Annotated in this window: 15 protein-coding genes; 13 read left to right on the top strand and 2 right to left on the bottom strand. The window is 60.4% G+C overall.

The genetic code is table 11. The features are described 5' to 3' along the window. Window positions 1-55: 55 nt before the first annotated feature. The 7 genes from GM655_RS08775 (at window position 56) to GM655_RS08800 (ending at window position 5972) form a co-directional block, all read left to right on the top strand. The gene (locus GM655_RS08775; RefSeq protein ID WP_155434303.1) at window positions 56-982 is read left to right on the top strand and encodes a methyltransferase domain-containing protein; all 927 of its coding nucleotides are present in this window, start codon (window positions 56-58) and stop codon (window positions 980-982) included. Window positions 983-1351: 369 nt separating this feature from the next. Next, the gene (gene coxB / locus GM655_RS08780; RefSeq protein ID WP_155434304.1) at window positions 1352-2578 is read left to right on the top strand and encodes a cytochrome c oxidase subunit II; all 1227 of its coding nucleotides are present in this window, start codon (window positions 1352-1354) and stop codon (window positions 2576-2578) included. 15 nt (window positions 2579-2593) lie between these two features. Further along, complete coding sequence (gene ctaD, locus GM655_RS08785; RefSeq protein ID WP_155434305.1) at window positions 2594-4189, top strand: cytochrome c oxidase subunit I; 1596 nt, start codon at window positions 2594-2596, stop codon at window positions 4187-4189. A 2-nt stretch (window positions 4190-4191) separates the two neighbouring features. Further along, entirely contained in the window at window positions 4192-4302 is a 111-nt protein-coding gene (locus GM655_RS22945) for a cytochrome oxidase small assembly protein (protein WP_308807406.1), read from the top strand. A gap of 1 nt (window position 4303) precedes the next feature. Then, window positions 4304-4861: a cytochrome c oxidase assembly protein gene (locus GM655_RS08790; protein ID WP_371866758.1), complete on the top strand. Its 558-nt coding sequence runs from the start codon at window positions 4304-4306 to the stop codon at window positions 4859-4861. A 15-nt stretch (window positions 4862-4876) separates the two neighbouring features. Beyond that, window positions 4877-5077: a DUF2970 domain-containing protein gene (locus GM655_RS08795; RefSeq protein WP_155434306.1), complete on the top strand. Its 201-nt coding sequence runs from the start codon at window positions 4877-4879 to the stop codon at window positions 5075-5077. Window positions 5078-5111: 34 nt separating this feature from the next. Next, window positions 5112-5972, top strand: coding sequence for a cytochrome c oxidase subunit 3 (locus GM655_RS08800; RefSeq protein ID WP_155434307.1), 861 nt, complete (start codon window positions 5112-5114; stop codon window positions 5970-5972). A 108-nt stretch (window positions 5973-6080) separates the two neighbouring features. On the opposite strand, the gene GM655_RS08805 is transcribed toward GM655_RS08800, so the two are convergent. After that, the gene (locus tag GM655_RS08805) at window positions 6081-6284 is read right to left on the bottom strand and encodes a twin transmembrane helix small protein (RefSeq protein WP_155434308.1); all 204 of its coding nucleotides are present in this window, start codon (window positions 6282-6284) and stop codon (window positions 6081-6083) included. 45 nt (window positions 6285-6329) lie between these two features. Between GM655_RS08805 and GM655_RS08810 the strand changes: the two genes are divergently transcribed. Genes GM655_RS08810 through GM655_RS08835 form a run of 6 tightly spaced genes read left to right on the top strand, consistent with a single transcriptional unit; the run spans window position 6330 to window position 11388 of the window. Continuing rightward, on the top strand, window positions 6330-7064 hold the full coding sequence (locus GM655_RS08810) for an SURF1 family protein (RefSeq protein WP_155434309.1): 735 nt from the start codon (window positions 6330-6332) through the stop codon (window positions 7062-7064). Further along, a complete protein-coding gene (locus tag GM655_RS08815) occupies window positions 7033-7650 on the top strand; it encodes an SCO family protein (RefSeq protein ID WP_155434310.1) in 618 nt (205 codons plus the stop codon). The genes GM655_RS08810 and GM655_RS08815 overlap by 32 nt, the downstream gene beginning before the upstream one ends. Before the next feature lie 11 nt (window positions 7651-7661). Next, window positions 7662-8846: a COX15/CtaA family protein gene (locus tag GM655_RS08820; protein WP_229632479.1), complete on the top strand. Its 1185-nt coding sequence runs from the start codon at window positions 7662-7664 to the stop codon at window positions 8844-8846. Then, window positions 8843-9736 carry a heme o synthase gene (gene cyoE, locus GM655_RS08825; protein ID WP_155434311.1) on the top strand — a complete coding sequence of 298 codons (894 nt, stop codon included), beginning with the start codon at window positions 8843-8845 and terminating at the stop codon, window positions 9734-9736. Before GM655_RS08820 ends, cyoE begins: the two co-directional genes overlap by 4 nt. Then, window positions 9733-10344, top strand: coding sequence for an SCO family protein (locus tag GM655_RS08830; protein ID WP_155434312.1), 612 nt, complete (start codon window positions 9733-9735; stop codon window positions 10342-10344). The genes cyoE and GM655_RS08830 overlap by 4 nt, the downstream gene beginning before the upstream one ends. A gap of 3 nt (window positions 10345-10347) precedes the next feature. Continuing rightward, the gene (locus GM655_RS08835; protein WP_155434313.1) at window positions 10348-11388 is read left to right on the top strand and encodes an AI-2E family transporter; all 1041 of its coding nucleotides are present in this window, start codon (window positions 10348-10350) and stop codon (window positions 11386-11388) included. 66 nt (window positions 11389-11454) lie between these two features. Here the strand turns inward: GM655_RS08835 and GM655_RS08840 are convergent, their stop codons facing one another. Next, a complete protein-coding gene (locus GM655_RS08840; protein WP_155434314.1) occupies window positions 11455-12792 on the bottom strand; it encodes a hemolysin family protein in 1338 nt (445 codons plus the stop codon). Window positions 12793-12857 lie beyond the last annotated feature (65 nt).

Raw genomic sequence — 12857 nt, forward strand, 5'->3', positions numbered from 1 at the left:
GAGTCTCCAACCATGTACACTGCCGACATTATCGCATTACATCGTCCTCATCACCATGCAAGCCCCTGCCCAAGCTCCCAAACTTAGTGCTCCTATTGATCTGCAGCGTGTACGCAGCCTGTTTCGCCGCCCGCAGCGCGTGGCCGCGGCGGATTTCCTGCGCCGTGAAATTGCCTCGCGCATGTTCGACCGACTGGAACTGGTCAAAATTGCCCCCCAGCGCCTGATCGATGCCGGCTGTGGCACGGGCGCCGACCTGCCCCAGTTGCAAAAAACCTATCCCGCCGCCCAGATACTGGGTGTGGACGCGGCTCTACCCATGTTGCAGGCGGCGCAGAAGCCGGGCAGTCGTGGCTCTTCGCTGAACCAGTTGCTGAGCAAGCTGCTACCGGCCAAGGCTGGCGTGGACCTGCTGTGTGCTGATTTCGCCGAGCTGCCGCTGGGCCATCTGAGTGTCGATCTGCTGTGGTCGAATCTGGCGCTGCACTGGCACCCGCAGCCGGACCGCGTGTTTGCTGAATGGCGCCGCGTGCTGCGCGTGAACGGCTTGCTGATGTTCTCCTGCTTCGGCCCGGACAGTCTGCGTGAGCTGCGCGCCGCGTTTGCCGAGGCGGATCTGGCCGAACATACCTTGCCCTTCGTCGACATGCACGATTTCGGCGACCAACTGGTGGACGCCGGTTTTGCCACCCCCGTGCTCGATATGGAAACCATCACCGTCACCTACGACACGGCGCAAGCCCTGCTGGCCGATGTACGTGCGCTCGGTGGCAACCCGCTGGCTACCGTGCCGCGTGGCCTGATGGGGCGCCAGCGCTGGCAGCGCATGCTGGCTGCGCTGGAGCGCGGACGCCGTGCGGATGGCAAGTTAGCGCTCACTTTTGAGGTCATTTATGGACACGCGTTCCGTCCCCAGGCGCGCATGACGTCAAGTGGCGAGGCCATAATCCGCTTTGATTTACCACGAAAAGGGCCAAAATAGGGTTTTTCTATCGGAAGTGTGGTAAGCCTAGCAAGTCGAAATCTTGATATAGATTATTTCTTGAGCGTGGTAGTCTACTTATATATAATCGGCCAACAAATTTTGCCTTCGGACCAAGCTGCCAGCCATAAAAAGGCAGCCTGAACCGGGGGCGGATAGCAGCGAGCACGAACGAGCAGTGGAATTAAGCAGAATCGGGCTTTTTTATTGTCCTTAGGCAGCATCGAGGACGCTAGCTAGGCCCTAAGGCCCCGCCATTCTGGCATGGGGCCTGAGGTTGTTTAAGGAGCGACGCCGGTTCAGTTCACCGAAATCCGGAGTCGTTAAAAAATATACTAATTTTTAATTTCTTGGGTGGTTGGGGACAACATGAAACATGCGAAACGACTTCCATCGTTGATGCTCGGACTGTCAGTGATGGCAGCCGCAATGGCAGCCAGCGTCCCAGCGTGGGCGGCTGAAGCGGCAGGCAGTTATACGTCAGCTACGGGCGGTACCGGCGGACCTGTCGCCGGCGAACTGAATTTGCAACCGCCGGCAACCCAGATTGCATCGGAAATCTACAGTCTGCACACGTGGATGATGATGGTCTGTCTGGTCATCTTCGTCGGCGTGTTCGGCGTGATGTTCTACTCTATCTTCAAACACCGTAAGTCGCTTGGTCACAAACCGGCGACCTTCCATGAATCCACCGCCGTCGAGATCGCCTGGACCGTGGTGCCTTTCCTGATCGTGATCGGAATGGCACTGCCAGCCACGCGCACCGTGGTGGGCATGAAAGACACCTCGAATGCCGACATCACCATCAAGGTCACCGGCATGCAGTGGAAATGGGGCTATGACTACCTGAAAGGCGAGGGCGAAGGCATTTCCTTCCTGTCCAACCTGTCCACCCCGCGTTCGCAAGTGGGCGCGCCCGGCTTCGAGCCGACCGAAAAACGTGGCGACAACTACCTGATGGAAGTCGATCAGGAAGTGGTTGTGCCGGTCAACAAGAAAATCCGTCTGGTTACTACGGCCAACGACGTGATCCACTCGTGGTCGATTCCCGCCTTCGGCGTGAAACAGGATGCGATCCCCGGCTTCGTGCGCGATACCTGGTTCAAATCGGAACACACGGGCACCTTCCGCGGTTACTGCTCGGAACTGTGTGGCAAAGAACACGCTTTCATGCCTATCGTGGTGCGTGTGGTCAGCGATGCCGATTACAGCGCCTGGGTCGCTGCCAAGAAAAAAGAAATGGCCGCACTGGCCGATGATCCGAGCAAGACCTGGACGATAGACGAACTGAAAACCAAGGGCGAAAAAGTATATGCCGCCAATTGCGTAGCCTGCCACCAGGCCAACGGCAAGGGCATGCCCGGCACCTTCGCGCCACTGGACGGCTCGCCTGTTGTAACGGGCCCGAAAGCGGAACAGATTAACGTGCTGTTGCACGGTAAGAAGAGCGGTAAATATGGCACGGAGATGCCAGCGTGGAAGCAACTGTCGGATACGGATATTGCTGCGGTGATCACCTACACCCGCAATAGCTGGTCGAACAAGGCCGCCGAAAACATCGTCCAACCAGCCGAAGTTGTGGCTGCACGTAAGTAATCAGGAGCGTTACAAATGAGCACTAGCACTTTAGATCACGCGCACGATCACCATGGCGACCACGCGCACGACCATCCACATGGCCTGTCGCGCTGGCTGTTTGCCACCAACCACAAGGATATCGGTACGCTGTACCTGTGGTTCTCGCTGATTATGCTGATGTCGGGCGGCGTACTGGCCCTGATGATCCGCACCGAGCTGTTCAAGCCGGGCCTGCAGTTCTTCCAGCCCGAGTTCTTCAACCAGCTGACCACCATGCACGGTCTGGTGATGGTGTTCGGCGCCATCATGCCAGCCTTCGTCGGCTTCGCTAACTGGATGATCCCGCTGCAGATCGGCGCATCCGATATGGCGTTTGCCCGTATGAACAACTTCTCGTTCTGGCTGCTGCCACCGGCAGCGCTGCTGCTGGCCGGTTCCTTCTTCGTGCCGGGCGGTGCCACGGCGGCCGGCTGGACCCTGTACGCGCCGCTGTCGAGCCAGATGGGTATCGGCATGGACATGGGTATTTTCGCCATGCACCTGATGGGCGCCTCGTCCATCATGGGTTCGATCAACATCATCGTCACCATCCTCAACATGCGCGCACCGGGCATGACGCTGATGAAGATGCCGATGTTCTGCTGGACCTGGCTGATCACTGCCTACCTGCTGATCGCTGTAATGCCTGTGCTGGCCGGTGCTATCACCATGACCCTGACCGACCGTCACTTCGGTACTTCCTTCTTCAACGCCGCCGGCGGCGGTGATCCGGTGATGTACCAGCACATCTTCTGGTTCTTCGGTCACCCAGAGGTGTACATCATGATTCTGCCGGCCTTCGGCATCGTCTCGCAGATCCTGCCGGCGTTCGCCCGCAAGCAACTGTTCGGCTACGCTTCGATGGTGTACGCCACCGCGTCGATTGCGATTCTGTCCTTCATCGTGTGGGCCCACCACATGTTCACCACCGGTATGCCAGTGACGTCGCAGCTGTTCTTCATGTACGCCACCATGCTGATCGCCGTACCGACTGGCGTGAAAGTGTTTAACTGGGTCGCTACCATGTGGAAGGGTTCGATGACTTTTGAGACCCCGATGCTGTTCACCGTCGGCTTCATCTTCGTGTTCACCATCGGCGGCTTCACCGGCCTGATTCTGGCCGTGACCCCGATCGACATCCAGCTGCAGGACACCTACTACGTGGTGGCCCACTTCCACTACGTGCTGGTGGCCGGCTCGCTGTTCGCCCTGTTCGCCGGCTTCTACTACTGGTCGCCGAAATGGACTGGCCATATGTACAACGAAGGCATGGGCAAGTTCCACTTCTGGGCGTCGCTGATCACCTTTAACATCACCTTCTTCCCTATGCACTTCCTGGGTCTGGCCGGTATGCCACGCCGCTATGCCGACTACTCGGCCCAGTTCACCGACTTCAACTCGATCGCTACCATCGGTGCTTTCGGTTTCGGCCTGTCGCAAGCCTTCTTCCTGTTCTTCGTCGTGCTGCCGACCATCCGTGGCGGCAAAAAAGCCGAAGCCAAGCCATGGGAAGGCGCCGAAGGTCTGGAGTGGACCGTGCCTTCGCCGGCACCGTTCCATACTTTCGAAACCCCGCCACAGGTGAAGTAATCGTGAACCAGCCTAGCAAAAAGACGAACAACGCCCGTACCGGCTGGCTGCTGGCCGGTCTGGCACTGTTCTTCTTCGTGTCGGTATTCGTTAAACGCATGTGGCTGAGCTAACGTGAGCGACGAAGCAGCCAGCCGTGGTCTGAACCGCACTTTACTGGGCAAGCTGATCGTCGTCGCGATTCTGATGTTCGGCTTTGCCTACGCGCTCAATCCGTTCTACCGCCAGATCTGCGAAGCACTGGGCATCAATGTGCTGACACAGAAAGACGGCACGGTGAGCGCGCCGGTAAATACGCAGATCGATACCACGCGTCAGGTGGTGGTGGAGTTCGACGGCAATGCGCAAGGCCCGTGGCGTTTCCGTCCTGTGACGCACAGCATGACCGTGCATCCGGGCGAACTGGCAACGGCCATGTATGAAGTGGTCAACACGCTCAACCGTCCCGTGAGTGCGCAAGCCATACCGAGCTACGCACCACAGAACGCCATGCCGCATTTTAAAAAGGTCGAGTGTTTCTGCTTCAAGCAGCAGACCCTGCAGGCCAACGAAGCAAAGCAGATGCCGGTGGTGTTTTTCATCGATCCGGCTCTGCCCAAGGATGTGAAAACGATTACCCTGTCCTACACTTTCTTTGAAGTGGGTGGACTGGAAAAAACAGCAGCACGCTAAGGCTTAAGGGGTGGCATGGAATCGAACAAGCAGGCCTCGTTCCTGTATTCGCTGAAAGCGGTGATCTGGTCGTTCTTCGGCCTGCGCCGCAAAAGCGATTTCGACAGCGACGAAGCGAAACTCAATCCGCTGCACATCATCATTGCAGCGCTGATCGCCGTAGCCTGCTTTATCGGCACCCTGATCACCATCGTCAAATATGTAGTTTTAAAATAAAACGAAGCACACTCGAAAAAGTGAGGAGATGAAGATGAGTTCACATAACGCTGCGGCACCGTACTATTTTGTGCCAGGTCCATCCAAGTGGCCGCTGATGGCCGGTATGTCGCTGCTGACCACCATGATAGGCGCGTCGGCATGGGTCAATGATGTGTCCTGGGGTCCGACCGTGAATTACATCGGTCTGGCAGCCACGCTGGCCGTGCTGTTCTGCTGGTTCGGTGACGCTATCCGCGAATCGGAAGGCGGCCAGTACAGCCAGCGTATCGATTACTCTTACCGCTGGTCCATGGGCTGGTTCATCTTCTCCGAAGTGATGTTCTTCGGTGCCTTCTTCGGTGCGCTGTTCTATGCGCGTTCCATCACCATGCCATGGCTGGGCGATCTCGATCACAAAGCCATCTGGCCTGATTTCGTGCCACACTGGGGCAACACGGGGCCGGCCGGTACGGTGCAGGAATTCAAGACCATGGGTCCGTATCCTATCCCGACCATCAACACGGCACTGCTGCTGACCTCGGGCCTGACCCTGACCATTTCGCACCACGCACTGCGTGCGGGCGAGCGCGGCAAAACCGCCTTCTGGCTGTTCGCTACCGTGCTGCTGGGTGCCGTGTTCATGGGCTTCCAGGCTTACGAATATCACCATGCGTACACCGAACTGAACCTGAAGCTGACTTCGGGCATCTACGGTTCCACCTTCTTCATGCTGACCGGCTTCCACGGCTTCCACGTGACCATGGGCGCGATCATGCTGTCGGTGGTGCTGCTGCGCGTACTGAAAGGCCACTTCACGCCGGAAAACCACTTCGCCTTCGAAGGTGCAGCATGGTACTGGCACTTCGTGGACGTAGTCTGGCTCGGCCTGTACGTTGTGGTGTACTGGCTGTAAGCCGAGAGTGTGCTGACCGCAGCGCCTGCGCTGCGGTCGCTGTAGCGACAAAAAAAGCCGCATGCGGGGAAGCCCGGATGCGGCTGTTTTTTTAGCGCCAGGCGCGCGCTACGTGCGGATGCCGGTGGGGTGGATGTAACCGAGCTTGTTGGCCAGCAGCAGGGCGGCAAACAGCGCTATGGACAGTCCGACACGCACAGCGAGCGCGCGCACGGTATTATTCGTCTTGCCCTTGTCACGCATGAGGAAGAAAAATGCCGAGGCGAGGCTGCCGATGATCAGGATGAAGGCGATGGCGACAACGATTTTCATGTGGGCGGCAGTGGTTAAATGTCAGGAAAGGGAGAACTCATTGTAATGCGTATTCGCTTCCGCTTTAAGCTAATTCCGTTTATCGCGACGGTGCTGGTGGTCACGCTGGGCATACAGCTAGGCAACTGGCAGCAGCGCCGAGCGGCACAGAAGCTGGTGATGCAGAGCCAGCTCGAGCAGGGCCAGCATGCGGCGCCGCTGCGGCTGGATGGCGCGGCGCTGGCAGCCGAAGCGGTGGAATTCCGTCGCGTGCAACTGGAGGGCGAATTTGTCCGTAACTGGCCGCTGTATCTGGATAACCGGCCGTATCAGGGCCGTGCCGGCTTCTATGTGCTGATGCCGTTCCGCCTGACGGGCAGCGGCATGCACGTGCTGGTGATGCGTGGCTGGGTGCCGCGCGACGCGCAGCAGCGCGACCGCCTGCCGGCGCTGCTTACTCCGGCCGGTCCCGTGACGCTGACCGGGCTGGCCAGAGTTGGCACCGGCCATGTGATGGAGCTCGGTAGTGCCGCGCCACTCACGCCGGGCGCCATCGTCTCGAATGTCGATCCGCTGCAACTGGCCAAGGATAGCGGCCTGACCATGCAGCCTTTCGTGGTCGAGCAGCACGCTGCGGCCCAGCCGGCGGGTGACGATGCCAGTCTGGTACGTGACTGGCCGGCACCGGCGCTGGGGGTGGAAAAAAATCAGGGCTATGCACTGCAGTGGTATGCGCTGTCGGCAATGGCCGTTGTCTTCTTTGTTGTGAATGGATTTAGACGTGGAAAAAAAGCAGATTAACCGTTTGAAGCTGCTGGCCGTGCTGGCCGTATGTGCTGCACCGTTGCTGGCTTCCTACTTTACCTATTACGTGATCAAGCCGCAGGGTGGCGCCACCAATTCCGGTAGCCTGATCGATCCGCGCCAGCATCCGATACCGGCCATGGCCAGCACCACGCTGGATGGCCAGCCGCAGACGCTGGAGCAGTACAAGGGCAAGTGGATCATGCTGAAAGTGGGGCCATCCGATTGCCAGCAAGCCTGTCAGGACCAGTTGTTTGCCATGCGCCAGTTGCGCACCATGCAGGGCAAGGAAATGGAACGCATCGAACGGGTCTGGCTGATTACCGACCAGCAGCCGCTCGATACCATGCTGCTGCGCGTGAACGATGGCACGCGCATGTTGCGCGCACCGGCCGATGTGGTGGCGCGCTGGCTGCCCACCGAAGCGCACGGTGATCAGGCGGCCGATCATGTCTACCTGATCGACCCGCTGGGCAATCTGATGATGCGCTTCCCCAAAGGCGCCGTATCGAGCGATATCGAGCAGGTGAAGCGCGTGCATAAAGATATCGCCAAACTGCTCAAGGCTTCCGCCATAGGTTAAATAGGCTCATCATGCATCTGACTCTGGCCCAGATGGCCGTAACGGCCCTGCTGGTGGCGCTGCTGCCACTGACGCTGGTGTGGACTTCGTCCGACGTCAGCAAATACCGCAAGCTGGTGTGGGTGACGGTGTTCCTCACCTTCGACCTGATCGTGTTCGGCGCGTTTACGCGCCTGACCGATTCTGGCCTCGGTTGCCCGGACTGGCCCGGCTGCTATGGCGCGGCCAATCCCTTCCTCGCCCATGAGGAAATCATCGCGGCCGAAGCGCTGATGCCGACCGGCCCCGTCACCGTCTTCAAGGCATGGATAGAGATGATCCACCGCTATCTGGCCATGGCCATCGGCGTGCTGATCGTGGCGATGCTGGCGCAGGCGTGGTACCAGTGGCGTCGCAGTGCAGCCACGCCGGCCGCACGCCGGGCCGACTATGCACCGCTGATTCCTACGCTGCTTTTTTTTGCCGTGTGTCTGCAGGGCGCGTTCGGCGCGTGGACCGTCACACTGAAACTGCAGCCCGTAATCGTCAGCACCCATCTGCTGCTGGGTATGGGGCTGCTGGCCTTGCTGGTGTGGTATGGCTGCCGCCAGGACCAGTTGATTACACCCGCGCGCACGCTGACCGCTTCGCCGCCGGCCATGCGCCGCATCCGCTGGCTGGCCGGCCTGTCGGCGGCGCTGCTGCTGGTGCAACTGGCGCTGGGCGGCTGGACCAGTACCAATTACGCCACGTTGGCCTGTACCGAATTCCCGCTGTGTGGTGGCGAGCTGGTGCCGGTTATGGACTTCGAACATGGTTTCACGCTGTGGCGCGCGCTGGGCAAAACGGCGGCCGGCCACTACCTGCCATTTTCCGCGCTGACGGCGATCCACTGGGTACACCGTAATTTCGGCCTGCTGCTGGCCATGGTGGCAGGCTACACGGCCTGGCGCGCGTGGCAGCATGCGGCGCTGCAGCGCACGGCGCGCTGGCTGGCCCTGACCTTGCTGCTGCAACTGGCCACGGGCATCGCCACCATTTATCTGAACTTCCCGCTGGCCATCGCGGTGCTGCACAACGCCGGTGCGGCGCTGCTGGTGCTGTGGCTGACCATGTTAAACTATCAGGCAAAATGCCAGTTTGCGCTGGCCCTTGCTACTAATGCCACTGCAGCCGCGCATGCGCAACATGGCCGCAAAGATAACACCCCCTCATGACCACACAGACTGTCTCTTCCAAGCTTCCTAGCCGTGCCGCCCAGTACTGGGCGCTGACCAAGCCGCGCGTGACCCAGCTCGCGGTGTTCTGCGCCGTGATCGGCATGTTTCTGGCGACCGATGGCATGCCCGACTGGCGCTTGCTGATCGCGGCCACGGCCGGCATCTGGCTGCTGTCCGGCGCGGCGTTTGCCGTCAACTGTCTGGCCGAGCGTGAAATCGATGCGCGCATGGCGCGTACCGCGCGCCGCCCGATGGCGCTCGGTGAAATCACGGTCATGCAGACGGTGGTGTTTGCTGGCGTGATCGGCGGCGCCGGCATGTGGATACTCTACACGCTGGTCAACCCGCTCACCATGTGGCTGACCTTTGTCACCTTCGTCGGCTACGCCATCATCTACACCATGATACTCAAGCCGGCCACGCCGCAGAACATCGTCATCGGTGGCCTGTCCGGCGCCATGCCGCCGGCACTGGGCTGGGCTGCCGTGGCCAACGATGTGCCCATGCAGGCCTGGCTGCTGGTGCTGATCATCTTCGTCTGGACCCCGCCGCACTTCTGGGCACTGGCCATGTACCGCCGCGATGACTATGCGCGTTCCGGCCTGCCCATGCTGCCCGTTACACACGGCATGCAGTTCACCCGCTTCCACGTCTGGCTGTATTCGATCGCGCTGGCGGCCACCACGCTGATGCCGTATGCGGTACGCATGTCGGGCCTGATCTATCTGGTCAGCGCCATCGTGTTGAATGCCGTGTTCCTGCACCACGCCTGGAAAATCTACCGTCATTACACCGACCTGATTGCACGCAAGGCGTTCACCTGGTCCATTATTTATCTGTCGCTGCTGTTCGCCGCTCTGCTGGTGGACCACTACTTCAAAATATGAAAAAACTGTTTGCTGTGGGCTCTACCGCCCTTGCCCTGGCCCTGACTGTGCTGACTGGCTGCGGTGAAAACAAATCGTCCGCGCCGAAGGTGGCATTCCAGAACACCGACCTGACGGGGCTGGCCTACGCCAAGGACTTCGCCCTGACCGACCACACGGGCAAGTCGCGCACACTGGGCGACTTCAAAGGCAAGGTAGTAGTGATGTTCTTCGGCTATACCCAGTGCCCCGACGTCTGCCCGACCACGCTGACGGAAATGGCGCAGGTGATGCAGGAGCTGGGCCCGCAGGCCGATCAGGTGCAGGTGCTGTTCGTCACTGTCGATCCCGAGCGTGATACCCAGCCGCTGCTGGCGCAATATGTGCCGACCTTCGACAAGCGCTTCATCGGCCTGTATGGCACGGCCGAGCAGACTGCCGCCGTGGCCAAGGAATTCAAGGTGTTCTACGCCAAAGTGCCGGGCAAGAATCCGGGCAGTTATTCCATGGACCACACGGCCGCCAGCTATGTGTTCGACCGTCAGGGCAAGATCCGCCTGATGGTGCGCAATGGCCAGGGCCCGGCTTCGGTGGTGCATGACGTGAAGCTGTTGCTGGCCCAGTCCTGATCCATGCACGACCGCTACCAGCCCTACACCCGTCTGGCCGCCATCGTCCTGCTGCTGGTGGGCTGTGTGGCGGTGCTGCGGCCGTTTCTGGCTGCGATACTGTTTGCTGCCGCGATCACCATCGCCAGCTGGCCCGTCTATTTGTATGTGCTGGCGCGCTGCCGCCAGCGCCGTTCATTGGCCGCTGCCATCATGAGCGTGGCCCTGACCCTGCTAATCATCGCGCCGCTGACGGCCGTGACGTGGAATGTGGCCGACAACATCAGCGTGTTCTACGACCATATAAAGGCCAGTCTGGATGGCGGCACGCTGGCGCCACCCGCATGGCTGAAAGACATACCACTGCTGGGTGAGGCGGCCGATAACTATCTGCGCAAGCTGCTGGGCAGCCGAGAAGAATTACTCAATCTGGCCAAAAATCTGCTGGAACCGGCGCGTCGTCTGCTGCTCGGTGCCAGCGTGGTGCTGGGCAGCGGTGTGGCCCAGGTCAGTCTGGCCGTGTTTGTCAGCTTCTTCCTGTACCGCGATGGCGCAGCCTTGCACGAAACGCTGCAGACGGCCATGCAGCGCCTGATCGGCCCGCAGGGCCAGCTAGTAACGGAGACGGTCAGCCGTACCGTGCGCGGCGTGGTGTATGGTTTGCTGGGTACGGCGCTGGCGCAGGCTGGCGTGGCCGCTATCGGCTTCCTGATCGCCGGTGTGCCGGCCGTGGCGCTGCTGTCGGCCGCTACCTTCCTGCTGTCGCTGGTGCCGGTAGGGCCGCCGCTGGTATGGGGTGGCGCTGCCATCTATCTGTTCGATGCGGGCCAGACTGGCTGGGGCATCTTCATGCTGGTGTGGGGCTTCTTCCTGATCAGCAGTGTCGATAACGTGGTCAAGCCCATGCTGATCAGCCGTGGCAGCAGCCTGCCATTCATCCTTGTGCTGCTGGGCGTGACGGGTGGCGTGCTGGCCTTCGGCTTTGTCGGCCTGTTTATCGGGCCGGCACTGCTGGCCGTGGCACTGGGCCTGCTGAATAACTGGAGCGCACCGGCGCCGCAATAGGCGCTGCTTGGGACTTCAATCGCGCCGCCGGTTTGTACCGGCTGGCGCGCAGCAGCGGGCTAGGAGTCAGTCGTGTTCGGCGTGATCGTCGGTGTCGTCGCGCGGGATGACTTTCACCAGCAGGATGCGCGGGCCGTTCATCTTGCGCGCCACGATATCGAATTCCTTGAAGCTGATGCGCTGGCCCTGTTTAGGAATATCGCCGAGCTTGAGCATCAGCAGGCCGCCCACCGATTCCACGTCTTCGATACCCAGCTCCTCGTTTTCGATATCGATGCCGAGTGCCCGCTCGAGCGAGACGATGGGCAGGCTGGCCTTGCCGACGAGGGTGCCGTCCGGCTGCTTGAGCCAGTCGTTTTCATTCAGGCGGAATTCGTCGTGGATTTCCCCCACCATGGCACCGAGCAGATTATCCAGCGTGACGAAGCCCAGCGGGCGCTTGCCTTTTTCGCCGATCAGGGCGAAGTGGGGCGCACCGTCACGGAAGCGGCGGAACTGTTCCAGCGCGGGCGTACGCGCGGCGATGGTTTCGACCGGACGCAGGAAGGGCACGAGGTCGGTCACCGGCTTGCCGGACTGCTGGGCAAAGAACAGATCCTTCAGGTGGATCACGCCCAGCACCGTCTCGCCATCCTCATCGTAATAGGGATAGCGGCTGAAGCGGTTGCGCAGCATGGTGTCCAGGTTTTCCTGCAAGGTGCGGCTGGCATGCAGGGCGATTACTTCGTTAATTGGCCGCATCAGGTCGGATACCGACATATCGCTGAGGTCCAGCGTGTGCGCCAGTATCTTGCGCTCTTCCTGATTGAAGTTTTCGCCGGGCTGGCTGGTGCGCAGGATCAGTTTCAGTTCGTCGATCGAATAGTGGCTGTCGTGGCCGCCCTTGCCGGACAGGCCGGCCAGACCCAGTACCATGGCGGCGCTGGCATTGAGCACCCAGATAAACGGATACATGGCCCAGTAGAAGCCGTACAGCGGCAGCGCGCTCCACAGGCTGACGGCTTCCGGCAGGCGGATCGCCAGCGACTTGGGTGCCAGTTCGCCGACCACGATGTGCAGGAAGGAGATTACGCCGAACGCGAATACGAAGGCGATGCCGTGCACCAGCTCCGGCGAGCTGATGCCGATGAGCGACAGCAGCGGCTCGAGCAGGCCGGCGAAAGCCGGTTCGCCTACCCAGCCCAGACCCAGCGAAGCGAGCGTGATGCCGAGCTGGCAGGCGGACAGATAGGCATCCAGTTCGCCGTGTACGGTGGCGAGTATGCGGCCGCGCAGGCCCTGGGTTTTAGCGATGGCGCGCACACGGGTTTTGCGCAGAGTGACGATGCCGAATTCGGCGGCCACGAAGAATCCGTTGAGAGCAACCAGAATCAGGGCCAGCACGACAAGCAGTAGGTTTTGCATAGAAAGACGGCGACCGTCAGCAGTGTAAAAACCAGTATCTTAGCCGACTGTTGCCATTCCCGCTA

The sequence above is a fragment of the Pseudoduganella danionis genome (genome assembly GCF_009720775.1).
Classification (GTDB): Bacteria; Pseudomonadota; Gammaproteobacteria; order Burkholderiales; family Burkholderiaceae_D; genus Rugamonas; species Rugamonas danionis.

What these genes read in the sequence shown, in the direction of transcription:
- GM655_RS08775 (WP_155434303.1), top strand. Translation starts at nt 56, where the DNA reads ATGCAAGCCCCTGCCCAAGCTCCCAAACTTAGTGCTCCTATTGATCTG.
- coxB (WP_155434304.1), top strand. Translation starts at nt 1,352, where the DNA reads ATGAAACATGCGAAACGACTTCCATCGTTGATGCTCGGACTGTCAGTG.
- ctaD (WP_155434305.1), top strand. Translation starts at nt 2,594, where the DNA reads ATGAGCACTAGCACTTTAGATCACGCGCACGATCACCATGGCGACCAC.
- GM655_RS08795 (WP_155434306.1), top strand. Translation starts at nt 4,877, where the DNA reads ATGGAATCGAACAAGCAGGCCTCGTTCCTGTATTCGCTGAAAGCGGTG.
- GM655_RS08800 (WP_155434307.1), top strand. Translation starts at nt 5,112, where the DNA reads ATGAGTTCACATAACGCTGCGGCACCGTACTATTTTGTGCCAGGTCCA.
- GM655_RS08805 (WP_155434308.1), bottom strand. Translation starts at nt 6,284, where the DNA reads ATGAAAATCGTTGTCGCCATCGCCTTCATCCTGATCATCGGCAGCCTC.
- GM655_RS08810 (WP_155434309.1), top strand. Translation starts at nt 6,330, where the DNA reads ATGCGTATTCGCTTCCGCTTTAAGCTAATTCCGTTTATCGCGACGGTG.
- GM655_RS08815 (WP_155434310.1), top strand. Translation starts at nt 7,033, where the DNA reads ATGGATTTAGACGTGGAAAAAAAGCAGATTAACCGTTTGAAGCTGCTG.
- GM655_RS08820 (WP_229632479.1), top strand. Translation starts at nt 7,662, where the DNA reads ATGCATCTGACTCTGGCCCAGATGGCCGTAACGGCCCTGCTGGTGGCG.
- cyoE (WP_155434311.1), top strand. Translation starts at nt 8,843, where the DNA reads ATGACCACACAGACTGTCTCTTCCAAGCTTCCTAGCCGTGCCGCCCAG.
- GM655_RS08830 (WP_155434312.1), top strand. Translation starts at nt 9,733, where the DNA reads ATGAAAAAACTGTTTGCTGTGGGCTCTACCGCCCTTGCCCTGGCCCTG.
- GM655_RS08835 (WP_155434313.1), top strand. Translation starts at nt 10,348, where the DNA reads ATGCACGACCGCTACCAGCCCTACACCCGTCTGGCCGCCATCGTCCTG.
- GM655_RS08840 (WP_155434314.1), bottom strand. Translation starts at nt 12,792, where the DNA reads ATGCAAAACCTACTGCTTGTCGTGCTGGCCCTGATTCTGGTTGCTCTC.